The organism is Paenibacillus sp. MMS18-CY102, from assembly GCF_009789195.1.
Taxonomy (GTDB): domain Bacteria; phylum Bacillota; class Bacilli; order Paenibacillales; family Paenibacillaceae; genus Paenibacillus_T.
Window position 1 is genome coordinate 52,677 of sequence record NZ_WSTC01000003.1, and the last position, 23,591, is coordinate 76,267.

Sequence of the window (23,591 nt, forward strand, 5' to 3'; positions counted from 1 at the left end):
TTAAAGAAGTTCTTATACTGGTATTACATGGGTTACGCATGATTGGACGTAGCCGACCCGATTCACTCGGCACTGGGTGGGGTTAAAGAAAGACCTTGAAGAGTCACCCTCAAGGTCCAATTTCTATGATATATCTAATTCCTTTTTTATATCTTCCAGTGATTCGATGATGTTAATAATTTCTTCAGGTGACACTTCAAATACATAAGAACGATATCCGCTAATAAAATCATTAAACGAAATAATGGTCTCATCGAGATTAGGTTCTACATAATGCCACTTATAGCTAGGACCAATTTCAATGAAAGACTCTCCATTTTTTTGATAGATCCATGTTTGGAAATTCCTTGTTGACCATATCCAATATTGATGAAAGACATCTTCTTCCCCATCTTCAACTTCATCAGATAAGTTATTTGTCCAAACATTCCATGCTTCTCCTAGTTTACCTACCTCCAATTCACTAGTAAGTGCAAGTTCATTTGATAAGCATTTTTTTAATCCGTTATACAAGGTACTCACTGCTTCTTGAATTATATCTTCAAAGATGCCCTCTTCATTATGTTGTCCTCGTAAGAATACAACTACATTATCAAATTTCTGTTGTACTGGGCTGTCAGAATAAAATACTAATTGATCAACATCTGTCAACCTAAACGAACGGAAGATACTCATTTAATGTTTCCTTTCTTATCGACTAGACCCTCTTTTCTAAGAATTGATTGCATTGTAGGAGTAAGTTCACTCCACGACCTAACATGTCCGTGATAAATACCATCACTAGTTTTGTCGAGAACCACAAACTCTCCATCACTTATACCAATTCTTCGGTCTGTATTCGGTCCAATTGACAATGAATTATCTAATGCTGTTTGACCATCGTTCGGTGCTTTATTCTTCATACCATTGTTTGTTGTTCCATGGTACGGTGCATTTTCAAAAGTTCCGTTGGGACCACAAGCACCTTTTGTATTATGCACCCAAATACCAATATCCGTTACATAATACGTATGGTAGTCAGCAACCGTAAAGTTATAAACCGTGACAGGTATATCCAACTTAACGAACTCAACCTTATCAATCGTCAGATTGCTTCCGTCAGCCTTTTGAAGTTTATCTCCCGCTTCAAGTTCATCCGCGAAAACCCACCCTTTACCTTCTACCCAAAACGGGTGATTATCGGTCGTCTCGATGATTTGCTCCCCAACATGTAGTTTAATGATATCATCACGTTGGTTGCGGTGTAACGCTGTGACTTCTTTGTAAGCCAATTCTCCATCAGGGTTGTTCTCATCCTTGGCGAGAACCATATCTCCGACCTCAATGTCTTCGATATTCTTCTCCCCTTCGTCTGTCTGAACCTTCGTTCCAGCAGTAAAGCAATTATATGCGCCTACAGCTTTATTTACTAATTTCGTATTTTCCGCCGTATTTTCAACCGCACGTTCTATTACTTTTCCTTCTTTGTTCATTAGCTTTACGACTAATTTCCCGCCTTTAACCACTTTGCCTACGGGCAAGAACCCTGCTAATGCGAGACCCTTATCAAAGTATGAAGAGTTGGGATCGAGTATCGTACGTATGTCATCAACAATCATAAAGTTAGCTACCGCAACGACACCTTTAGCCGCGTAGCTCGCGCCTTGTTTTACTATTTTCCAGCTATTCCCGACCCACTTCCACACATTCCCGCTTGGATCAACATAAATAAGCGGATTATTCCCTACATACACATACAAATTCAACGTCAGTGGATTCGTTATATCCCCCTCATACGTATCCTCACTAATAAACCGCCTATCACTCGGGTCATAATACCTTGCTCTTAAATAAATCAGACCAGACTCATCATCGTAGATTTCCCCAGTATACTGGAATGGATTGGACATCTGTTCTGTTTGGGAGATGATTTTTCCCCAGATGTCATAATCATACGAATTCAGCACTGCGCCTGTGCTGTCTCAAATGGCAATGACGTCGCCGTGGCCGTTATACATATAGTAGCCGGCTTTGTTCTGAACCGCATCCTTGCGATACAGCAATTCATTGCCCCAAATGTTGCGCCCGATCGTGTTGCCGTTCGCATCCAGCTCTTCGATGGCTCGCCCATTGAGATAGACATAGCGCGTCTTCGCGCCGTTGACGGTTTTGGTTGCCCGGAGACCATCCCCGTAGTACGTATAGCTTACGTTCGTGGTCCCTTTGGACAAACTGGACAGTTGGTTCAAAGCATTATACGAATACGTAGCCGGATTCGGAACTGTACTAGAATCTGCGCTGTCAGTTGATGTGAATGAAGCCATATTGCCGGATGCATCATAGGCATAATCTCTCGTCCCAGTCGGCAGTTGCTCCTTTTGGATACGGTTTAACCCATCGTACTGGAATGCCGAATTAACGCCGTTCTCGACAATTTGCTGAATGTTCCCCATGCCGTCATACCCGAACGTTTCCGTCCATAACGTTGCGCCGACGCTATTGCTATGCTTCTCACTCGTCAATTCGCCAAATGAGTCCGTCGTTTTAACCTGCTTCATGCCAAATGGCGTGGTTATCGTATACTTATTCGCGTCGTTACTCGTTTCATACGTATACGATACGATGCCCATTTCTGGATAATTGACGGATTGTAATCGGCTCAAATTATCGTAAGTATACGTTACCGCTTTGTTGTCGGGATAAAGCAGCGAAGTCATTCGATCGTAGCTGTCATAGCCCATCGAATACGTTTTGCCTGCAACAATTTGCTTGCTCTGCCGCTTCCATTGGTCATACTGGTACGATTGGCTTTCGTTCTCGCTCGTGGATATTCCCGTTAGCAGCCTTGTCGCAGCATCATACGCCAGTTCCCTCCAATAGATTTCCGCCCCTGATGCATTTCTGACGCTTTCCCTTTGCACTTCATTGTAAGGGGTATAGGCGAACGTGTGCGTTTGCCCTTTCTTGTCAATGCTCTGGTTTAACAAACCATTGGGCTTATAGCTGCTGTATTCCGAAATCCCCTCTGCATTGCTCTTTTGAATCAACTGGCCGATTTCATTAAATACGTTGGCCGTTTTCGTTGCAGTGTTGATTTTGACAGAAGTTACTTGGTCAGCACTGTTGTACACGTAATTTAGCTCAAAGAACAGCTCAGTTATCACCTTCCGAATCGAATACTCCATATTCGCTTCCGCGATCTCTGTTAATCAAATCCACGACGTAACTGCTCGCATTCGTAAGCCCGTCCAAAAAATCTTAATCCGTCAGGAACACTTATTGATTTAACAGCCATTAAACGCCACCTCATCTACTCTAATCCTACTTTCAAATTCCTTCAGTTTCTGAAAGCCCACACAAGACGAGACATAAGGGCGGCTGGTCATGGGGTTCCATTTCCGAGGGGTTAACCATGAATTATTAAAACAAAGGGGTACGGCTCAACTGCACGATTCATTCGGCACTGGGTGGGGGATAAAAGAAAAACCTTGAGGAAAACGCCCCAAGGTCAACATGAAATTGTAATCAACGGTTCAAGAAATCACGAATTAGTTTTCTTAACTTCTCATGATTGTTGTACTCTTTTTGAAAGTCGGGATACTTTTTCAGACTTGATTCAATAAAATTGTACTGAGGAAACCGCTCAAAAAAACCCTTTTTCAACAAATCAATTTGCCTATTTGGGATTTTGCCAACGTCACCCTTCAAAATGTAACTCGTCGTTCCAACAATAGCAGTACAATAATCATTAAAGTCAGCGTTCAAACTTTCATCTTCAAGTAATACAAAATCCCGTTCAAAATCAACCTTTATTTGGCTTGTTTCCTCATAAGGGAAGGGATTCACCATTATGAACTTATGCATATCAGATATTTTTGAAAGAATCTCTTCTTTATTCAATTCGAAGACCTCCAAACTAGGTAAATATATTAGGACTTACCAAAAGAAACAATTGTCCCATCCGGTGCGATATCAACATATTTCCCGTTCTTTTTATAGCGAATTGTGCCTTCAACTGCTCCATCAACATAACTTTTTGTAGAACCTTTCTTGGCAGTTCTAGCGAATTCCTCAGCTTTTCTGAGGTATTGTGCCAAATCCTCCGCCCCTACTTCCTTACCGTGTTTATTAAAATGATATTCAGCAGAACCTTCGACATTGTCAAAACTCCCCTTATTCCATTTTGAAAAATCGCAATTTGAGTTATGCACCCAAATTCCAAGGTCACTAACAAAGTACGTATGGAACTCATCAACCGTCATGTTTAAAATACCAATAATTGAGTGTATATCTAATTTATCACATAAATCTACCAAACTTCAGTAGGACATCTTGCCGAATAACAACTCATTCTGTTGAAGCGTGTCAGAAGGATGTCCCTCCTCCAAAATACCCACAAACACAAATATAAATATAAATATAAATATAAATATAAATATAAATATAAAAAAGACCCTTCCCAGATAGATTAGGAGAGGCAATTCCCTCCTAATCCATTGAAAAGGATCTTAGTAGATCACATTAATTCGAGCGGCTAAACACCCAAAACTGCCCCGCTTCCCGGCGGAACAGTGATTCCCTCGCGGTCACTCGGCCATCGTCCTTCGTGCCTTCGTCGACCAGATCGTCATGGCCGTACCTTGTATTGTCCATGTTCGGGTCAAGCACCTCGATCCATGCATCCGCCGCCCGTTTGATGAGGCCATGCAACAGGATGTAATGCCCGCCCAGCGTAAAATGCCCCGGCCGCATCGAGGCGATGACAAGATGGCCGTCCTGCGCGAGCGCACGCTTGGCGTCCTCCCAGTCCGATGTCTGGACGCAGCGTACGCCGTGGACAGGGGCGATTTTGCCGAAAAAACCCCATGCTGTCCCGCTGTCCATCGTCCGAAAGCCATGGTCGACTGCGAATTTCGCCAATACTGGCGGAAGCAGTTGGTTGCCCGTAAGCGTACTAATCGCCATTGCCGCACAGGTCGGGCCACAGCCAGAGGTTCCGACGGTCTGGCTCGCATCCCGTCGATTGGAGTAGAGCAGATTGCGCCAACGCGCATCTTCCTGATTGTAATACACCAGCTTTCTGGCTGGGGTTGCTGGTGAGTCGCCACCGGTCCGGACGCCATCCGCATTCAACGCATCCGGCGAGAACAGTGCCTTCCATGTCTGCGGCCCGACTTTCCCCTGCGAAGCGCCGGTGTTGCCCAGCTTGTTAACGCCCTTGAAGGCGTTCACCGCATAGAGCGTGTTCGGCCCGAACTTGCCGTCGGCGACGAGCGCCTTCTGTGTCGAGCCCTTATAGCCCAAAACATTAAGCTGATTCTGAAGCTGCTGTACCTCCAGCTTGAACGTGCCGGGATCAAGCGACAGTACGCCTTCAGGCGGGTTATGCTCCGGTCGGTGAGGCATAGGCGACACTCCTTTTTCAATAAAAAATTAGGATTAGAGGCCGTTGAACTTATAATCTTTGCCATAGAGCAGCTTGAGCGCTTGCTCCGGTTCGCCTTTATTCAATCGGTAATACACGCCAGCCTGCATGGCCGCACCGTTTCTGGAAAAATGCTTCATATATTTCCCGTCAACCTCGTCGGCCATCGCTTTTACATTCTTTTCTTTGCTCTTCTTAATCGTATCCCCGTCCATCTTGTTGCTGGAGTCCGACGGCTTATCTGACGTCATTTTGCCGCTTTCCTTATAAATCGCCCGGATGATCTGCTCGTCGTTGGCGGTCGTTAGATCCATGCCCTCGAAGGAAGTAATGAGAATTTTGAGCAGTCCCTTATTCTTATTCCCGACGCCGTGCTGGACAGCCCTGGACCAGATCACATTTTTGAGCGCAAAGCTCCGTGAATTGATATCGAGCCCGAATTGGCTCTTAATGCTCGCGACCGACTTGTCGTAATACATTTCCTTCGTATATTCATGCTGCAGCTTCAAGAACGCTTTAGGCTGGTCTTGCCCCAGCTTCTCGAACGCCTCGTTAAATTTATCCCCGATCTTGTTGCCATCCGCTTTAAACCCGGCTTCCAGTATTGCGTAGGTTTCGGAATCATGGTTTTTGACCCAGGCATAGAAGTCGTCGATAACCTTGAACTTCGAGCTAAACTGATACGCGCCGTAAGAGCGGCCGCCGGAATCCCCAGCTCCGCTGGAGATTAGGCCCGGCTTGCCGTTCGACTCATACTTGGAGGACAGGACGCCAAGCTCCTGCTCATCGCCGCCGGCGGATTGCTTCGCAGCTGGCGCTGCGCCTGAAGCCGTCTTGCTCGCTTGATCGGCCGACACGACCGGCGATGACCTTGTTTCAGGCGCTTTCTTCGCCTCATGCTGCCCTTCATCACTGAGGAATGATTTCAAATATTTCACTACCGAGTTGTTCCCAATATAACGCTGCATCTGCTCCAGAACAGACGGCTCTGTCGCCTGCGGCAACGCTTCAGCTTTCTTCTGGGGGGTCGCTGCTTTCTGGGCTGTGCTTTTCGCCTTCGCTGCTGCGGCTGGCTTTTTCTTGCGTTTGCGCTTCGGCTTCTCGGCTACGCTCTTTACCATTTTATCAGCTCCGATCGTCTACCTTATGACTCAGCCGGCGGATCGCCCGGTGCAGGCTGCGTTGTTTCCTTCACTACTGGCTTGCGGACTCGCTTCGTTGTCTCCGGTGCAGGTTCAGTCAGCTTGATTTCGTCCGCTAACTTGTTATCCGCAACCGTCTCTTCCGAAACCTTCAGATCCGTCAGCCTCGCACTGGAAACACCGCCAACCAGGCTCGTATCGATGCCTCCAGAGCCTGTTCCTCCCCCTTGCACAACGATACCGCCTGTTTGGACCGTGCCAGCGAACGCCCACCATGTCACAATCCAATCGACAGATTCGTTCAACCCGGAGACAAATCGGCGATCCTGAAGCGTGATGGAGAAGCTGGACGACGAATTCGTTCGGTAAGAAGCAACAACAAGCGGCGATTCCGGCTCAAGCTCGGCAACATTTCCCATCTGCATGAGCGGGAATAAGCCAGGGAAGCTCGGCGGCACCGGACCTCCTGGACCTGGATCCGGATCGGGCTGGACAATGATCGGCGGGGTTGTACCGGTTCCGCCCCCTGTGCTAAGCGATGCCGAGAAGCTCTCGGCTGCATCCAGCTTTTCCACAGAGCCAAGCTTATCGATCCCTTCGGAAGATTGAACAAGCTGCGAGGACTCAATCCCGCCCCCGGACAAGAAGGATTGGGCCACGCCCAGTACGATGCCCACATTATTGGACAGCAGCTGATGCGAAATGGCAGGAGAGGTAAGCATTTGGCCCGGCGCGACGCCTTGGAATGTAACCGAGCCGAACGAAATAATCGCACCCGAACCGCCGCCTGATCCGCCGCCTGCAATAGTGACATTGATCCGATTGTTCGTCGGGTCATCCGTTGCAATGACGCCAGCGCCCGTAAAGTTGATTTTCGGCCGCGCCGTGAGCGCATTGCCTTCATCTTGGACAAGCACTTTCTGCGGATCGGCAAGCACACCGGACAAGTTATTTACGTTTAATTCATCGGCTCCGCCGTCTTGATGCGTCGCCGCATGGCTCAGTGAGGCGCCGCTGATCGAAACATTGATCCGGCTATTCGTTGGATCATCCGTAGCCGTTACGCCCGGCCCAACAAAATTGATTTTGGTGCGCGGCGTCAGTGCAACGCCCTCTTCCTGCACCGTAACCTTCTGCGGGTCAGCAAGCGTTCCGGACAGATTGTTCACGTTAATCTTATCCGCTCCGCCATCCTGATGGGATGCCGCATGGCTGGTCATGCCTGCGATCGTCACGTTCGTACGGTTGTTGACCGTGTCATCTGATGCCGTAACGCCAGCCCCGACAAAATTGATCTTGGTGCGCACCGTCAGTGAAGTCCCCTCATCCTGCACGGCAACCTTCTGCGGGTCGGCAAGCGTACCGGACAGATTGCTGACATTCAGCTCATCCGGCCCGCCGCTGCGGTGGGTCGCCGCATGCGTCGGCAACACTGGAGGACGCTGCTTCTCGCTAAGCAACAGCTGGAACAGCAGCTCGTTGTTGTACACGAACGGGCGGACCGATTCATCAATTTCCGTAATCAGCCCTTTGTTGCTAATAGTCAGTGCTGCGAGCACAATAGTTTCTTCGCTTGAACCACCGTTGCCTAGCTGCTTGTCAAAATACTGCTCCGCCAGCAATCGAATAACTGACCGGTCTGCCACAACAGCCAATTCAGACTCATGCTGCGAATTGAACAACACGCTATTAATGAAGACATTGCCCCCGATCGCCCCTCCGGCAGGCAGTTCCCCTGCACGCGCGTAGTAACGCTGCGTCCGGGTCGTATTCATCGGCAATCCCGTCATCACGAACGGAATTTTGTTATCCTTCCAGCTGCTCAGCTGGGTGAACAGGCTCGGCAGGCTTTCGACGATATCGACCTGCAGCATACCGCTCGGCGCCAGCTTAGTCGTCACGCTCAGCACAACCTCGATAATATCGCCCGGGTTAACGACGCGCGGCACGGAACGGTTAACAATAATTTGATCATTTTCAAAAATCGTAACGGCCTTCCGATACACAGCATCCAGATTAACAGAAGCTGCCGGAGCTTCCGTCGTCAGTGCGAAGCGGAACGTCTCACGTATCTTGTTCGTCTCGATGCCGTCCTGCCCAGGAATGGCGTTCGCAACTGCCGGAACAGGCTCCCGCGCGGTCTCGTCATACGATAGCGTTGCATACAGCACGCCACCGCCATAGACAGGAGGATACCCCGCAAGCTTGCTAATATCGGCAATATCCACGTTCGCAGCAACGACGATCTCGCGGCCGTTAGCATCAATAGCTGTGCCCGGCGTCAGCCGAATGCCCGTGCCATCGATGGGAGCCAGATGCAAGCCGCCGATTACGCCCGTGCCATGCACGAACCGATTGAGCAGATTGCGTTTTTCGTTCATGTAGCTCTGTTCTAGCTGGAAATCCCTTACTGTTAGAAGCTTGCCATAAAAATAATGATTGCGCTCAAATTGCTGCAGCTGCAGCTGACTATTCGTCACGACTCCATGCCCCCTATCATCACTCTCGATTAAACTAGCCTTGTATCTGCCCCTATGCCGGATCGGACTTGCACTTGCCCGAATGGCGTGCAGTCGGTCAACATCGTATCCCGCTGCAGGATCGAATCCTCATCCAATCGGGAAGACGGCTTGGTTAATAGGGTGTTCATCCCCAAATACGTGTGCCCGCCTAAGTAAATCCACGGCTGCAGCCACGTCACATCCGCGACGGTATGCGCCGGTTTGTCGAGCTCGATCATCCGCTTCACTGCCGTTAGCTCCGTTAACCCCGCAAGCTGTTCCGGCTTCAGCAGCACGCAAAACCGATAAGGATCATCACCGAACAGCTCCGCGTACACCTTCTTGGCTTCGGGATCCGGAATCGCGTTCAATTGATGGTTCTCGACGATGATCGGGCGCTCGCCCGTGTAGATTTCGACCAGTTGCTCCAGTCCCGCCTTCGTGCCCCGTTTACGATGCAGCTCCGGCATCTGCTTGATCAGCTTGCGAAGCTTTGCCTCCGGCCAACCAGGATCCGCTACTGCACCGATCCATGTCGCAAGCCATCGCAAGTAGTCGCCCTGCATCGCATCGACATCAAGCCAGCGAGGGGAGGAAGCGATTTTGCCATCTAGATCAGTCATGAACGATTCGACCAAAGCAAGGAACCTTTCCAACAAATCGCGGCTCGCCGCATCCTCCTGGTATACCGCGGGCAAATACCGCAAATACGATAATCGTGGAAAATCTGCGCGAATGCCTGCCACGCTTGGCGTCAGCTTATCGCTGCCATACAGCTGGATGCGCACCCACATATACCGTCCCGGCTCAGCACGGACAAGCACCTCTTGCGGGTTCACGCTAGGCTCTGACCAAGGCAGCTGCGATAGCGCCGCCACCTTCTCGCTTGACCGTAGCAGTGGATCCGCCAAATAATCATCAAGGCTGCGATCCGTCCCATCGATCTGGAACACCCGCTTGTCGGATATCAAATACGTGACACGGATGAGCGTATTATCCGGTATGCTCCGGTCTAACGCCAGCTTATGCCAGCGAATGCCTTCCTCCGTGCTGTCGAGACTATGCGAGATAAACTCACCTTTGGAAATCGGCGACCCGCTCTCGCGGAACAATGCTTCCTTGCGCTGCAGCAGCGTAATCGTTTGATTATCCCGGTGAAACAGATACATTCGCTCACGGCTAAACACGATGCGATGGGCAGCGCCGTGGTAAGCCGTCATCGGCCCGATCGGATCGCCTTGCGCGTTGAACAGGTGCAGCATCGGCTGTTGCATGCCTTCCAATGCTTCATTTTCCCCAATGTAGATCACGCCTCGGTTATCCACTGCGACGGCGTTTGGATTCATCGATGAATCCAACACAGCCTCGCGAAGCAGCTCGCCCTCCGGCGAATAAAGCCTCAGCACTTTAGCGTCGATGTCCAGTAACGCCAATGTGCCGTCATCGGCAGTTGCTGCCGTTAGCCGCCTGCCAGCTGGTTGGCCAAGTGAAGGCTCATCGGAAGGAGCTTCGGCCAGATTTGCAGCTTGCTCCCCGACTAGGCCGCCGAACCGCCCTCCAGGATCGAAACGTACGGCGAAAGCACCTTCCGCTTGCGTCACGAAACTCCAGCCCTTGCGGTCAATCGCGATGCCGTAAGGGGACCAGCTAACCGCTCCTCCTTGCTCCTGGGGCCCAACCGCCTGATGGTCTGCGATCCAAACTAACTGCCCCGTAACTTCGGAGTAAGCCGCTAACCGGAGCTGCTGCGCATCATCACGTTCCAGCACATAGATCAAGCCGTTCGTGCCTCGAGCCATGCGATACCCCGCACCCAGCAGCCTTAGCGTCCCTTCCGGCCGATCCAATTGCATCGTTAAAGGGTTAAAAGCATACACTTTGCGCGTCGCTTCATCCAATAGGAGCAGCATGCCGCTGGGCCCTTCCGCAATATCGGTAATGCGTGCGCCGCCAGGCAGCAGCGTTTCCAGTTGTATAGCCAGCTCCGTACTGTAATCGTTAGCCGATTGAATCCGAATGCCGGAATCGCTAAACTCCAACTGATGCAGCATTCCTTGGCGCCAGCTTAGTGGCGAGCGAATGACATGGTAGTGCTGTTCGTTACGGTCCAATGCGGGCATATGCGGCTCCTTCCGCCGCCGGGCGCCATGACCACGGAAGCTCAATTTCCACTTGATGATAATCTGAATACACAAGCGCGTTCGCGGCTATCACGACATTCCCCTGTTCGTCGAGCACTCCGCCACCGCCACCAGCCGTGAATAACTGCAGCCGCTCCACACTATCGACTCCTGGCACTTGATCAATCAAGGCATATAACTCAGAACGATAAACCGCTTGGCCAAAAGCCCAGCCCTTCCCGGCTGCGCCCCCCTCCAGCGGGTGAAGAAAACGCCCTAGCGCTGCCGTAACATCCTGCTGCACATTCACGCTGTCATATCCGTTTCGCATCGTAATAAGTGCATTAACCTGAACCTTCACATACTGCGGGGCAACGACTGTAACCCGCGTCGTCAGCAACCGATGCTGATCCAGATGCCTTGCCACCGTTTGCCGATACCCGATGCTTGGCTGCGGGTTAGGCTTATCGCTATATGGCACAACAACGACGGAAACGGCATTATCGTCCAACAGCAGCGCTTTGGCCCGGGCAACTCGAAGCCCCGGCGTCTGGCAGGCGAGCATCTCATAGTCACGGTCTGTAACCGCTCTTGTCAGTTGCTTCAATTCTTTGCCCGCACGGGTAACCGCGTCATCCAAACGCTCGGCATTCGCGCCTCCAGCTGCAGGCAACCGATGGTCGATCCGCAGTATCGATTCAAGCCCATTATCGCGATCAGCGAAACGGCGAATCGTTCCCGCTCCAACGTTGCTTGCGAGCCCTGCTGTTCGCTGGCAGGACACCCGGATGCTTTGCTCCTGCTCCGAGGCAGGCGGCACCATCCCGCGCAAGCCATCACCGAACTGAATCGAATGATTGTCGAGATCGAAGACAAAATGCCGGTCATCCGGCGCCGAAGCGTCCCAATCCTCCACACGTTTCCATGCCTGCCACGAGCCGGATAATGGCTCGAACACTTCAACCGCCATGCTTTCCGGCACAATTCCATCGCCGCTGCGAAGCGTATATGATTGGTTGCCAAGCCCATTGGACCTGCCCAGCCATTCCAACGAGGAAGCCAGCTGCACAGTAGATACTGCATTTAACGTAACGCTGTCGACTCGCGGAACTAGCTCGTAGCCGGCCTCTACGATCGTGCAGCGGAACCAGCAGCATGCTGCCGCCATAATCGGGAATACGCGCTGCAAGCCGCACTTCTCCGGCGTGCGAAACAATATTCTGCCGGTACGGGTTAGCATGGCCGTTTCATCCCGCTCCACTTGTAGCGGCTCCCACTCCGAATCTTCGTTCATATACTCCCAAACAAGCTTGACGGGCGGCGTCACTTCTCCCACACGCTCGTCGGCCATTGCTGCAATCGGAACAGGGTACTGGTCGTACAGCCGGAATAAAATCGAAAGCGGCATTTGTGGTGCCAACTTCCGGTCAAAGCCGAGGTAAAGGCTGCTGCCTGCCTCCGCTTTGTCCCCAAAAGCCATAAACGTCAGTCCCTCATGCCCCGCCGCTTCCGTCTGGTCCAACATTGCCGACCCGGCTAATGTCACGATTGCAGTGAGCGATGCTGCCGTAACCGCCAGCTCCTCCTCTGTCTCGAACGCCAGCTCGCCAGCCATCATCCGTGTGCCTGCTGGCACTTGAACGGGTTCATCCGTTGTGGCGCTCAAGCCGGCAAATGGCGATGTCGCCTCATCTTTAAACGAAAAAGACACCTCAGCCCGGGCCGGTTTTGGAGGAAGCGGCGCTGTGCCCAGCAGCTTCAAATATTTGCGGATATGGTCATCGCGCACCTGATCCAAGTAAAAGCGCTGGCTTTCGGCCAGCCAAGCGAACAGCTCCAGCATCGTAATGCCAGGATCATGCGCGTTATAATCGGTCCAATCCGGCGCATACCGCGGGATCTGCTTCTTCGCATCCTCGATCAGCTGCGCGAACGTCTTATCATCCAGATTAGGAATGGGCAGCATCGCGTTCACCTCCTCAGCTTCTGTGCTGCTTGCATATTTGTTAAATTAGTTTCCAGTTAGCCAAGCCGGTCCCAACCAGCTGCCTGTTGTTAGCTTGGTACTTGCCACCTGCCGGTCCCCATTGCAGTTTGTACAATGGCATCCATCGTTTCTGCTCGCTGGAGCGTTTCCCATTGCAATCTGTGCAATGAGTTTCCACGAAATAGCTCCTATACGAGTAAAATCAGCATTGTCAGCCGTATCCCATTGTACAGAATGCAATGGGTGCACTCGCTACTACCGGTTCACGCGGCCTCATTGTACAAATTGCAATGGGGAGACTTTTCCAAGTGTGTGGGCGTGCACTAAACTGCTCCATGCATCTGGTTTCTTGTAACTATGTACCAAACAACTTTACGCACCTAGCTGCTCCCATGAACCTAATTACTCCACACACTTGGATGCCACCTAGACGAAACGATTCCATTCACCTGAACTTACCAACTGTTGCTCCTAACGACTACCTGATGCTCCCCGCTGTAAATGAGCATATGCTGCGGAAAAGCGGCAATTGGCGCCGGTTGCGACGCATTAATCGTAATCTCATTGCCCTCGCTGTCGCGTATGAGCATCTCAAGCCGATCCACGTAGGCTAGGCCCGGCACTCCGCTTAACAGCGCGTATAGATCGGACAGTGCGGGCACTCTTCCGAACTCCCAGCCTTGGCCAACCGGGCCGCCTGTGAGCGGATGCAGGAACGATTGCAACCGCCCGAAAGCAAGCCGCTCTGCTTCGGGCACGCCTTCCATGCCATTGGCAACTAGAACGGCGTGAACGGCAACCTCAGCATACGCTGGTCCACGCACATGAATATGTCCACGGCCTGCGACGACATTCGCTGCCCGCTCCTGAATATAGTCCGTAACCAACTGCCGCAACGCAGCGCTCGGCTGTGGCAGTTGGCCTACTGACTGCGGCACGATCACGAGCGTCATTCGTCCCGGGTGCGGGAGCCCTTGCTCATTTACATTAGGCAAACATTTGACCCTCGCAATACCCCGCGCCGCCTCAAAAGCAAGGCTTTCATAATCAGCGGCCGTCACCGCCCGATTGCGATGATGAATCATCAACGGCCCCCGCGCCTTAGCAGCTTCAGTACCCTCGGTATCATAACCCCCAGCAGCAGCAACAGGGTTTATGACGCCATCTACATACGCGATCGAAGACTTCAGCATCGTAATGGCTCCTGCCGGCACATTGCCTCTTGCGCCGCCCCCGCAGCGATAATGCAGCATAACGTTGTTCGTGCCGATTGGCGGAATCATGCCATGCACGCCATCGCCGAATTGAATGCGGCCCGAGGTCCGGTCAATCGCATAACACCGCTCCTCTGAACCCGCAGCTGCCAGGGCGTCTGCCGCTTTCCAACGTACCCAAAAGCGCGTTACATTTCCTTTCTCATCCTTCTCTTCAACAAAAACCGCGCCAGTGTCCTGCAGCAGCAGCCGTTCGCGATCAGTGATCGACGACAGCTCGTCGATAAACAGCTCCTCGGCCGCGACAGGAACCTTAGGTACCGTAAATAGAGCATTCGGCGTACCGCTTGATGAACCAATTACTTCGTCCCGATAGCTTTCGGCTTGGTCGACCAAGGCCGTATTCCGATACAGCCCTTGAATAACTGGTGCCGGTGCGCCACTATTGCCCTCCGAATCCGCCGTATGAAACACGCCTAACGTATCGACTCCACGCAGCCAGTAACGCTGCCGGCCGAACAATGGCGCTTCCGTCCAATCCGGCAAACCGATGAACGCCAAGCAGCCGCTCTTGGCCAAATGGTCCGTGCCATCGCTCACATCCAGCTTCATCCATCGCGAACCGCCGCGCTTCTCTGCGTAATACTGCCACTCGATAAGCGGATGCCGATCCGGGTTATAGACTTGATCAGCCAAGTCTAGATATAAACTAATCGGCCCGCGCAGCGGCGCACGGTCAAAGCCGATATAGACCGCCTGTGTATCATCCGGTTCCGGCTCAAAGCCCAATTCCCGTCCCGAACCTGCCGTCCAATCCGAGTACTGCAGGTTGCGATACGCCAACACACGCTCAGGCGTTGCTTTAACCGCGTATGAAACAGCAACATCGCTAACCGCAAGCCGCTTGCCCGTTACTTCCAGCTCGCCGCTAGCATTGAACGCAATGAGCCGGCAACGTACCCAGTAGTTTTCTTGCCCTTGTACGGATGCAAGCGCAACGTCATCGCTATTGCGGAACCGAATTCGGCATATGCCCGCCGACTCCTCATAGTCTACCGATTGGCGCTCCCAGCGCAGCCAGCCGCCGCCGTTCCAATATTCCCAGGACACCGCTTCCGTCATGATCGACTCCACTTCCGACTCAAGCGACTCCTCGCCAATCACAAAGCTTAACGTTACCTCGCCGCCCCGCTTGGATAGCGCCTCCGCACTCGCTAGATAAAACGTGTCGCCCGTACGCGGGCTAGGGCCGAATAGATAGAACCCGCCGCTGCCGCCTTCGGCCGGCTCCACCGGATTATTGTTGCTGAACAACAAATCCGGCGGTACCGCATCTCCAGCCGTCTCGATCTGCCATTGCCGCATGCTTCGCGTGCCACCGCCGCCCGCAACGATGATCTGCCCACGCAGCCACCGGTTCGTTTCGCCGTTCACGGCTGTCATCCCAATCTGCATGGTGCCGGGCTTCACTCTAAAACGATCGCCATCGGGCAGCAGATCCTCCCAGCCTTCATTCCAATACTGCCAGCGAATGCGCACATCCGCTGCCGCCGGGGCTTCACCTGCTTCATTCACCAGCCGAATCGCGGTGCTTCTGCCGCAGCCAAGCACATTCCCATGCGCCAAATACAGCACATTGTCCTGTTTGTTCACGCCTTCGAACAGCTGGAATGACGTTACTCTGCTGATCTCAGTTCCGGCAGCATAGACCGCTTGCAGCGGAGACGCCAATGTAATCGTCTCTCCCTTGGCAGCTTGCACTTCCGCATATCCGCCCTCAACGCCAAGCGACAATAAATCGCCTGGCGCCAGCCCTTTGGCGTTATCGACAAGCAGCACAATATCCCCTTGACGAGCCGGCGCTGTAAGCACCGCCCACAATGGAGCAACCGGCTGCTCCGCCATGTTAGGCGGCGCCGGATAGATGCCGCCGCTTGCGGTTACGCTCAGCAGATCCGTGATGCGAGCAGGCGTCGCCAGCATCGGCTGGCCGGTCTCGAACACGATCGGCTTGCCGCCGTCCGATGGCGGCGCCGCTACTTGCGTCCGCGCTGGAATCAGCACCGCGTCCTTCAAGCCCGCGCTCAGCCTGAACGTAACCGGGGCGCGCGCTTGCGTCGCGGGAAGCAGCGAGATGCCGAGCTTGCTGAGGAATACGATGAAATTTTTGTCTGGAACCCGATTAAGGCGCTCCAATGTATCCACGTACTGGCCCGCAAAAATACGCAATACCGCGGCCGCAGGATCGCGCTCGTTGCGCATATTCCATTCCGGCACGTAATAGGGAGCCAGCTCCAGCAGCTGCTCGATAATCTGGCCGACATCCCGGCCATCCATGAGCGGAGCACGCATCGCAATACCCTCCTGACGCTATCCTTCTCGCAAATAAAACGGATAGACCAAATTGAATTCATTGTTCGTGGAACGAACCCGATAACGTATGGCAATGCCTAGCCTGCCAACCGTGCCGCGTTCAGGCTGCACCTCGACGGACAGCGTCTCAATTCGCGGCTCCCATCGGTTCAAAGCGTCGCGAACGCTCGCTTCCATCTGCCCCGCCGTCGAGACGCTCATCGTCTCGAACACAAAGTCGTGAATGCCGCAGCCAAAGTCAGGGCGCATAACGCGCTCCCCCTTTGCCGTAAACAAAATGATGCGAATCGCCTCCTGGATATCCGCCTCATCCGCCGACATTGCGAATGCGCCTGACCCTGGCTCTAGAGCGACAGGAAATTTCCACCCTGTACCTAGAAACGATTGATTCATGAATCTCCGCCACCTTCAACCGTTTTATGTAAATCGGTGAGCCATCTATCCAATCAGCACGGTCGGCTCGCCCATCATGATTGCATTGGGCCCTCCTGCTTCGGTAATCGTATCGCCCATCCGCACAGCGGGAAGCCCATTGATAAACACCGTCGCCGATCCAACCGCAACTACGCCCCCGGCATGCGGATTCGGGGTTGCCAACGGGCAAGCATGAAAATCCGAAGCAGCCCGCCAAGCTGGCTTGCCTCCGATTAGAACGTTCGCGCTGCCCGGTCCCGGGCTAAGCGGCGTGCCGTGGCTTGTCGGATCCCCCATTCTTGCTGCAGGCGGCATCACGCCACGCTCCTCTCTTTTTGCGAATAGGGCTGCATTAGTTAATCTGAACGATCGAGCCTTGGATCTTGAGCGTGCCACTGGACTTCAGCGTCATTGACGCATTCGCCTCCAGCTGCACCTCATTCGACTTGATCGTAATCTTCTGGCTGCTCTTGAGCATAATCGCATTGCTGGAACCGTCGATCACAACCTCATTGCCGTTGGCATCCTTCAGCTCGATAGCCGGGCCATCCGAGCCATCCGCTAACTTGATTGTCTGCCCGTCCTTGCTCGTAATCGTAATATTCTCCTTGCCATCTGTATCGTCAAGCACGATCTCATGCCCGCTGCGCGACTTGATGATGCGCTTATTGTTATTGCCATCGTCGTTGCTGCCGGGCGGCGTATCCTTGCCATTCCAGAGCGACCCGAGCACGTAAGGGTAGTTGATATCGCCATTTTCGAAAGCGACGAGCACTTCATCATCCACTTCAGGCAAAAAATAAAACCCTCGCGCCTTGCCTGCACTCGGCACTGCAATGCGCGCCCAATTGCTCTCGTCAGATGCGCCGCTCCCGCCGGTCCCTCCGCGCCAAGGGTACATCAGCTTCACTCTGCCTATCCCTTCGGGGTCCTGATTGTTCGTAACGATCGCAATCATGACGCCGTAGATACGCGTTCGATCCTGGCCGCTGCCTCCAAGCAGCCCCCCCAGATCCATGGTCATATCATGTTCCCCTTTACTTTAATCGTCGTCCGGTAACCTGAGGCATCCATGCTATGGCTTGTTTCTTCAATATAGTAAACCGTGCTGAACATTCGCCCGAGCCCCTGCAATGCAATTCGCGAGCCCGGCAGCAGATCGGGAATGCCAATCGCCTCCGCTCGTCCTGTGACAAATTGTTCCGCACGCTTATTCAGCATTGAACGGGCAATCCGGTCCGCTTCTGCCTGCGAAAAGACAGGGCGACGCACCGTTTCGACGACTTTGCCCCGGTGCAGCTGCTTCATATAAGCGCTTCCGCTCTTACGCCCTTTGCCGTCATCCGCAAGCTGTTCATCCCCTGATCGCGCCGTCCCGATGATCTCTTTCTTCTCCTTCGGGTCCCAGCCGCGAACCTCCACCTCCGACACTTGGCCGGTTAGATTGACATTAGGATGGAAGCTAAGGAGCGACTTGCGCCATTCCAGCGTGAGCATTGGTTCTGCCTTGATTGCCGGCGTTTTGAACATGAGCTTATCGCCTGCTATGTATAGGTCGTAATAATTTTGCTCGGCAAGCGACTTAAGAAACTGGTAATCGCTCTGCCCTTCCTGCTTAGCCAGCTTCGGATGAGTAACCGGCGTTGCTTCGCAATCAGCTTGGAGCCCATAATCGCTAGCAATTGCCGACGCAATATCGCTGTGCTTGATATTGTCCCACGACCGTGCTTCATTTCCTTTCATCATGGCATAGGTCGTGTCATACCCGCTGACCGTCATTTGGGGCGTGCCCGATTCGCCAAAATCAACCGAGATCGCCGTCACATGGCCGATCAGCATCACCTTCATCGCGTCTGCGTAACCGAATTTGATTTCGATTTTTCGGCCAAATGAAAACAAAGACTCCACGCTCCGCAAATCCTGGCGTACGTGATCAAACGCATCGTCGATGGTGAACGAGAAGTAGCCTGCCTCCTCTAGTGAATGCTCAATACTAATGCCAGCAATGACCATCCCTTGGCGAAGCAGGTCTTCGCCCTCGACCCGGATTTCAAAGCGCGGCGCGTAAAAATTGCGATACTGCTTCTCTAGCTGTTGAAATTCCATTTCATGCCTCCTGCGGCGGCAAAATGAGCGTTCGGCCCGCAGGCACCTTGCGCGGATCAGCGATGCCGTTCGCACGCGCAATCGTCCGCCATTTTCCCGGGTCACCATATACGCGGCCTGAAATCGACCATAACGTCTCGCCTTGCTTGACGGTTACCTGCTTTGTTTGATCCGCCTGATTCGTCGTCCGCTGCTGCTGCTCCGTTATCGTCCGATACTCCCGGAACGTGACGCTAAGCGTCGCCCGCACGGGAATGCCTGAATCCAGAAACATCGTAAATCGCTGCCCGACACGCTCAACGACGGCTTTGAACTGCATTTTGCCCCAGATCACCATACAAACTGGCGGCGCATGCAGATCCGGGTTCATGTCCATCAGCCCGGTTACTTGCCCTGTATGCTGCCGTACATCTACGCCCTGCTCATACGTATCGAAGAAGAGCTCCATCGACAGCGTCTGCCCGCCGCCCCCGATGAATTGCGTCACTGGCGCGGGCAAGCCCGGAATGACCGTGCTCTGCAGCTGATTGCTCTTATCGATGGCATACTCCGTCGGGTTGAACAGCACTTTGACCGCTTCGCCCTTCGGATTGCCCTCGTAATCGAGCGGCTGAATAAGCGCCTTCTCCAATGCCATGGCTTGCTCTCCCTTCTATTTCCCAACTAAATCATAAAGCTACAAACCCCGGCGTTCCTTCGCAACTGCAAGCTTTCGCTCCAACAGCCGGTACACCTGTTCCGTCAGCCGTTTCATATCTGCCGCAGATAGCCCGGCGCTTGGCTGTTGTGAACCCGCTTGGGGAGAAAATGGCGATGCGAAGTCGTTGCCGTTCGCAGATGCTTGCTGCGTAGGCGATGCTCCTGCCCCGGTTAGCTGCCCGCTATCGCGATTGCCAGCACTGCTTGATTGCTGTAGCGATTGCGGCTGCTGCGCTGGATGGTGGAGCTCCACGGCCGAATTTCCCCTGCCAGGAGCAGCCGACACTGCCGACGGCGATGGAGCCTTTAGTTCAGGTGCCGCTGCCCCGTGTTGCAAATGTGCTTGCGTTTGTGATTGTGATTGTAATTGCGCTCTATTCACATGTGCCGATGAAGCTAGTGCAGCCTGCGGCACTGCAGCATATAAGGGCAGTGATCCAGTATGTGCTGCCGTATGTGGAGCTGAAGTGCGTGATATTGCTGCTGCGGCATTTGTTGCTGCCGTATTAGTTGCTGTCGCATTTGATACGGGCGTATGCGATAGCGATGTTGCATCTGGACGCGATGCTGAAGTACGCGGCATTAACGTACGCGAAGTTGAAACGCCATGTGCTGCAGGTGGACCTGCTGCATTTGCCGCCGGGGCATTGGCTGGAACAGATGCTGTAGAAGCAACCGGGCGTGAATCAGCCGTACGCGACAGGCTGTGCTGCTGTACTAATGGCGAACGTGGCCTTAGCATGCCAACTTGTTTCTTCGATGTTGCCACACGCCTAGGTGCCGCATTTTGCGCTGGTGTGCGCTGGCCCCTTTCATTAGGAGCAGGCTGCATTGCATGCATAGATTCAGGCAATTGCTGCTGGCCTTGCACTGGTGCAAGCTGCGCCACGAGTGGCAAAGGCGATAGAAACGCAGAAACACGTTGCTGCATCTGAATCGTTCCTATAGCCCTACGGTGTGAAGCCAGCGCTGCGGCAGGTTGTTGCCGCTGTACTGGCGCTGCTGATTGCCACACGCCTGCCCCCGGTACACTTTCTCTCGATAGATGTTGTAAGCCATTTGGCTGTAATGTGACCGGCACTTGTTGCACTTGCTGTGCCTGCAACACGTGGGAAAGAGACATTGGCCAAGCTGCGCGTTCGTGCCTTGCGCTTGATGCCGCCATCGCCCCATTGAAGGGTGCATGCAGAGCGGATTGCTGCGGTGTTGCCGCGAATAAAAGCTGCGCAGTAACCTTAAGAGCGCTCGCCTCTGGCGTCACGCTCCCTGCCTTGCTAACCCTTGCTAGGTTCACCTGTGGCATATTCTCGTGCTGGATGTTCGCCCGTGACATGTTCGCCCCTGACATGTTCACCTGTGGCATGCGCGCCCGGTGCGCGGCTGGCTCATCACGTGCTTGCTCTCCTTGCAGCCCAGCAGCTGCATTCACATGCATTAACGCAGCCGCCGGTGCCGATACGGTTGGCGCTTGCTGAACCCGCGTTGCACGTAGTGTGCCAGCGCTTCGCGGCGCCAATGGGGCCGACTCAGGAACAGCAAATTGCCCATTTCTTTGCGCTGGCAACGCCGAGAGTGAACCCGCTAGCTCCTGCCTCCCCCGCGTCCCCACTGCTGCGCTTGATGCATGCTGCGCTTCCGATAAGCGTTTCGGTTGCGGAAGCCCGCGCAATTCACTCCACTTCTGCTGATGATGCAGGCCAAGCTGGCTAATCATCGGAAACTGCGAAGCATTGCCCACTTTCACGTAGGCTGCGCGTTCCGAATGCGGCTGGACCGCTGGCAACAGCAGCTTCGCATCACCCGCATCTAATTCGTTCCGCCTCATTACGCTCCTATATTGCGCCGAGAGCGAGCGCTCCGATGGTCCAGGCTGAGCTACAGGTCCAATTGCAACTGCAGCCCTAGCTCTAGTTGGCTCTTCGGCTTGCTCCCTCAACTTCGCAATCCCAGCCGCACCTTCCGCGGCAGGTCCCCCCGCTACCAATGCCGAACTTGGCTGCACCGCCCCCCGCCTCTGCAGTGCACTCCGCCCTTGTGGCAAGCCGTCATTTCCCATTGGCGTATGGGTTTGATTTGGCAACAACAGTTGCCTCATAGACAAACCGCTTGCAGCAGCGGCAACAAGTTGTGCTGCAAGCGAGTTGTCCTCTCGCATGCTTGCAAAACGGACAGCAGAAGCTGCCCTAGACAACACTGGCGAATGCTTCCCCGTATGCCTGGCATCCGCAGTTGCTGCATGCAGCCTAGTCCCCCGATTGCGTTGATCGGAAGAAGGTCGCCGGCCAGCATCTGCAGCTGCAGCTGCACCCGCTTGCTTCCTATCTTCTTGCACGGATCTCGGCGAAGCCAACAGTACCGAGGAAGGCAGCTCGCGTACCACTACCGTTCGTTCAATCTGGCGTTCCACCACCCGCTCAATAACCTTCTCGGTGCCCGAGGGTTGCTCCGAATCGTCCATCTCGTTCATCAAATAAACGAGTGCACGCATTGCCGGCGTACGACTGGCTTTGCCATCCGCATGCTTTTCAACCAACGCAGCAGCAAAGCCAGGGTCGCTAATAAGCCGCAACCGGCCGATCATAGCCCGAACACCGACAGGCCTTGATGGGCAAGCTCAATCGATTCGACAGCAATGCTGCTGCTGTCTGCGCGCAGCTCGGGACCGGTCCATTTGACAGGGTAAGCGCCGGCAAAATTCCACCGCCACGCTTCCTCGCCATGCTCATCGAGCAAGATGATGGAGCCGTCACGGCGGGACACCCAGCCATCGGACGCATCCTTGAACCAGAACCATAAGACGTCTGAGCCGGTCAAGCCGCGCTTCAGCGTCAAATTCGACTGGCGCGTCATTTTGGGCAGCCGATGAATGAATCCATTGACCCCACCTTCCCGATACTCCTCCGTCTCAATCTCCGCTTCAAGCCCCTGCACCTCGCTGAAGCCTCCGGCAATGAGCCCATCGAGCTCTACCAGAAACCGGAACCCCGCCAGCGGGTCTCGCCTCGCTCCTGTCGGCATGAACCGCCCCTCCTCTACGCACATCATCTGATGTCAAAAATATTTTTGGGCTCCTTGCTCACCTTCCGGTGAATGCGCGATACCTCCTCGCACCAGCGCTGGCGCTCACGATGGTCCATCGCCATAATGTCGTCATGCGGCCAATGCAAGTAATACGCAATGAAGGCTACCTCTTCATAGAGCCGATCTACTGGGTAGCTGCTTAGAACTCCCCCGCTGCCGCTACCTCCAGATGAAACTGGTGCTCGCATTTCGGGCATTCCGCCTCGATAGTCGCGCTGCCGTCATCGTTAATGCGTTTGTACAATTGCTGCAGAAAAGCGAGATCCGAAGAGAACAGCCCTTCGATAACCGCAGGGTTTATCATCTGCACATCGCCAAGCTTCGTAATGACGCGGGATAACAAAATAATCGTTAAGTAGGCCGGGTTTTGCTGAACGCGCGGGTCCTTGAGCGGCAAAATTTCATCCGCAGCAGTCGACAGCCGCATCGTCCCCTCACGGTGGAGGGTGCCTTGCTTATCGACGTACCCTTTGGGCAATACAAATTCAAATTCGGTTACAAATGCCATCGATGATCCATCCTCTCATTGCTGTTAATCAATCCGAATCGC

General features: G+C 53.5%; 20 protein-coding genes. All 20 read right to left on the reverse strand.

Annotation, left to right across the window (positions count from 1 at the left end; translation table 11 throughout):
- Positions 1-123: 123 nt before the first annotated feature.
- The 20 genes from GON22_RS02965 to GON22_RS03055 all read right to left on the reverse strand — a co-directional run bounded on the left by GON22_RS02965 (position 124) and on the right by GON22_RS03055 (position 23,549).
- Entirely contained in the window at positions 124-675 is a 552-nt protein-coding gene (locus GON22_RS02965; RefSeq protein WP_160394639.1) for a hypothetical protein, read from the reverse strand.
- Positions 672-1,946 (reverse strand): polymorphic toxin-type HINT domain-containing protein, encoded by a 1,275-nt coding sequence (locus tag GON22_RS25915; protein WP_336604257.1) that lies wholly within the window; start codon positions 1,944-1,946, stop codon positions 672-674. Before GON22_RS25915 ends, GON22_RS02965 begins: the two co-directional genes overlap by 4 nt.
- Before the next feature lie 15 nt (positions 1,947-1,961).
- Positions 1,962-3,164, reverse strand: a complete 1,203-nt coding sequence (locus GON22_RS02970) for a hypothetical protein (protein WP_237178991.1) — start codon at positions 3,162-3,164, stop codon at positions 1,962-1,964.
- A 340-nt stretch (positions 3,165-3,504) separates the two neighbouring features.
- Positions 3,505-3,879, reverse strand: a complete 375-nt coding sequence (locus GON22_RS02975) for a YxiJ family protein (RefSeq protein ID WP_160394640.1) — start codon at positions 3,877-3,879, stop codon at positions 3,505-3,507.
- A gap of 29 nt (positions 3,880-3,908) precedes the next feature.
- A complete protein-coding gene (locus GON22_RS02980; RefSeq protein ID WP_160394641.1) occupies positions 3,909-4,241 on the reverse strand; it encodes a hypothetical protein in 333 nt (110 codons plus the stop codon).
- Positions 4,242-4,500: 259 nt separating this feature from the next.
- On the reverse strand, positions 4,501-5,385 hold the full coding sequence (locus tag GON22_RS02985; protein ID WP_160394642.1) for a peptidoglycan-binding protein: 885 nt from the start codon (positions 5,383-5,385) through the stop codon (positions 4,501-4,503).
- 33 nt (positions 5,386-5,418) lie between these two features.
- Positions 5,419-6,525, reverse strand: a complete 1,107-nt coding sequence (locus GON22_RS02990; protein ID WP_160394643.1) for a hypothetical protein — start codon at positions 6,523-6,525, stop codon at positions 5,419-5,421.
- 23 nt (positions 6,526-6,548) lie between these two features.
- Positions 6,549-9,026 carry a hypothetical protein gene (locus GON22_RS02995; protein WP_160394644.1) on the reverse strand — a complete coding sequence of 826 codons (2,478 nt, stop codon included), beginning with the start codon at positions 9,024-9,026 and terminating at the stop codon, positions 6,549-6,551.
- Between the two features lie 29 nt (positions 9,027-9,055).
- A complete protein-coding gene (locus GON22_RS03000; protein WP_160394645.1) occupies positions 9,056-11,167 on the reverse strand; it encodes a phage tail protein in 2,112 nt (703 codons plus the stop codon).
- The gene (locus GON22_RS03005) at positions 11,148-13,133 is read right to left on the reverse strand and encodes a putative baseplate assembly protein (protein ID WP_160394646.1); all 1,986 of its coding nucleotides are present in this window, start codon (positions 13,131-13,133) and stop codon (positions 11,148-11,150) included. Before GON22_RS03005 ends, GON22_RS03000 begins: the two co-directional genes overlap by 20 nt.
- A 476-nt stretch (positions 13,134-13,609) precedes the next feature.
- Positions 13,610-16,720 (reverse strand): putative baseplate assembly protein, encoded by a 3,111-nt coding sequence (locus GON22_RS03010; RefSeq protein ID WP_160394647.1) that lies wholly within the window; start codon positions 16,718-16,720, stop codon positions 13,610-13,612.
- Positions 16,721-16,738: 18 nt separating this feature from the next.
- Positions 16,739-17,134, reverse strand: coding sequence for a GPW/gp25 family protein (locus GON22_RS03015; protein WP_160394648.1), 396 nt, complete (start codon positions 17,132-17,134; stop codon positions 16,739-16,741).
- 45 nt (positions 17,135-17,179) lie between these two features.
- Positions 17,180-17,470, reverse strand: a complete 291-nt coding sequence (locus GON22_RS03020; protein ID WP_160394649.1) for a PAAR domain-containing protein — start codon at positions 17,468-17,470, stop codon at positions 17,180-17,182.
- 37 nt (positions 17,471-17,507) lie between these two features.
- Positions 17,508-18,179 carry a phage baseplate assembly protein V gene (locus GON22_RS03025; RefSeq protein ID WP_202113058.1) on the reverse strand — a complete coding sequence of 224 codons (672 nt, stop codon included), beginning with the start codon at positions 18,177-18,179 and terminating at the stop codon, positions 17,508-17,510.
- Positions 18,176-19,261: a phage late control D family protein gene (locus tag GON22_RS03030; RefSeq protein ID WP_160394650.1), complete on the reverse strand. Its 1,086-nt coding sequence runs from the start codon at positions 19,259-19,261 to the stop codon at positions 18,176-18,178. Before GON22_RS03030 ends, GON22_RS03025 begins: the two co-directional genes overlap by 4 nt.
- Position 19,262: 1 nt before the next feature.
- On the reverse strand, positions 19,263-19,898 hold the full coding sequence (locus tag GON22_RS03035; protein WP_160394651.1) for a CIS tube protein: 636 nt from the start codon (positions 19,896-19,898) through the stop codon (positions 19,263-19,265).
- Positions 19,899-19,937: 39 nt separating this feature from the next.
- Complete coding sequence (locus GON22_RS03040) at positions 19,938-22,541, reverse strand: hypothetical protein (protein ID WP_160394652.1); 2,604 nt, start codon at positions 22,539-22,541, stop codon at positions 19,938-19,940.
- Complete coding sequence (locus GON22_RS03045; RefSeq protein WP_160394653.1) at positions 22,538-22,978, reverse strand: phage tail protein; 441 nt, start codon at positions 22,976-22,978, stop codon at positions 22,538-22,540. Before GON22_RS03045 ends, GON22_RS03040 begins: the two co-directional genes overlap by 4 nt.
- A 23-nt stretch (positions 22,979-23,001) precedes the next feature.
- Positions 23,002-23,229: a DUF6760 family protein gene (locus GON22_RS03050; protein WP_160394654.1), complete on the reverse strand. Its 228-nt coding sequence runs from the start codon at positions 23,227-23,229 to the stop codon at positions 23,002-23,004.
- Entirely contained in the window at positions 23,181-23,549 is a 369-nt protein-coding gene (locus GON22_RS03055; RefSeq protein ID WP_160394655.1) for a phage tail assembly protein, read from the reverse strand. Before GON22_RS03055 ends, GON22_RS03050 begins: the two co-directional genes overlap by 49 nt.
- Positions 23,550-23,591 lie beyond the last annotated feature (42 nt).

Coding starts and splice junctions, on each gene's coding strand:
- GON22_RS02965 (WP_160394639.1), bottom strand. CDS start 675: ATGAGTATCTTCCGTTCGTTTAGGTTGACAGATGTTGATCAATTAGTA.
- GON22_RS02970 (WP_237178991.1), bottom strand. CDS start 3,164: ATGGAGTATTCGATTCGGAAGGTGATAACTGAGCTGTTCTTTGAGCTA.
- GON22_RS02980 (WP_160394641.1), bottom strand. CDS start 4,241: ATGACGGTTGATGAGTTCCATACGTACTTTGTTAGTGACCTTGGAATT.
- GON22_RS02985 (WP_160394642.1), bottom strand. CDS start 5,385: ATGCCTCACCGACCGGAGCATAACCCGCCTGAAGGCGTACTGTCGCTT.
- GON22_RS02990 (WP_160394643.1), bottom strand. CDS start 6,525: ATGGTAAAGAGCGTAGCCGAGAAGCCGAAGCGCAAACGCAAGAAAAAG.
- GON22_RS03000 (WP_160394645.1), bottom strand. CDS start 11,167: ATGCCCGCATTGGACCGTAACGAACAGCACTACCATGTCATTCGCTCG.
- GON22_RS03005 (WP_160394646.1), bottom strand. CDS start 13,133: ATGCTGCCCATTCCTAATCTGGATGATAAGACGTTCGCGCAGCTGATC.
- GON22_RS03010 (WP_160394647.1), bottom strand. CDS start 16,720: ATGCGTGCTCCGCTCATGGATGGCCGGGATGTCGGCCAGATTATCGAG.
- GON22_RS03015 (WP_160394648.1), bottom strand. CDS start 17,134: ATGAATCAATCGTTTCTAGGTACAGGGTGGAAATTTCCTGTCGCTCTA.
- GON22_RS03020 (WP_160394649.1), bottom strand. CDS start 17,470: ATGCCGCCTGCAGCAAGAATGGGGGATCCGACAAGCCACGGCACGCCG.
- GON22_RS03025 (WP_202113058.1), bottom strand. CDS start 18,179: ATGACCATGGATCTGGGGGGGCTGCTTGGAGGCAGCGGCCAGGATCGA.
- GON22_RS03030 (WP_160394650.1), bottom strand. CDS start 19,261: ATGGAATTTCAACAGCTAGAGAAGCAGTATCGCAATTTTTACGCGCCG.
- GON22_RS03035 (WP_160394651.1), bottom strand. CDS start 19,898: ATGGCATTGGAGAAGGCGCTTATTCAGCCGCTCGATTACGAGGGCAAT.
- GON22_RS03040 (WP_160394652.1), bottom strand. CDS start 22,541: ATGATCGGCCGGTTGCGGCTTATTAGCGACCCTGGCTTTGCTGCTGCG.
- GON22_RS03045 (WP_160394653.1), bottom strand. CDS start 22,978: ATGCCGACAGGAGCGAGGCGAGACCCGCTGGCGGGGTTCCGGTTTCTG.
- GON22_RS03050 (WP_160394654.1), bottom strand. CDS start 23,229: ATGCGAGCACCAGTTTCATCTGGAGGTAGCGGCAGCGGGGGAGTTCTA.
- GON22_RS03055 (WP_160394655.1), bottom strand. CDS start 23,549: ATGGCATTTGTAACCGAATTTGAATTTGTATTGCCCAAAGGGTACGTC.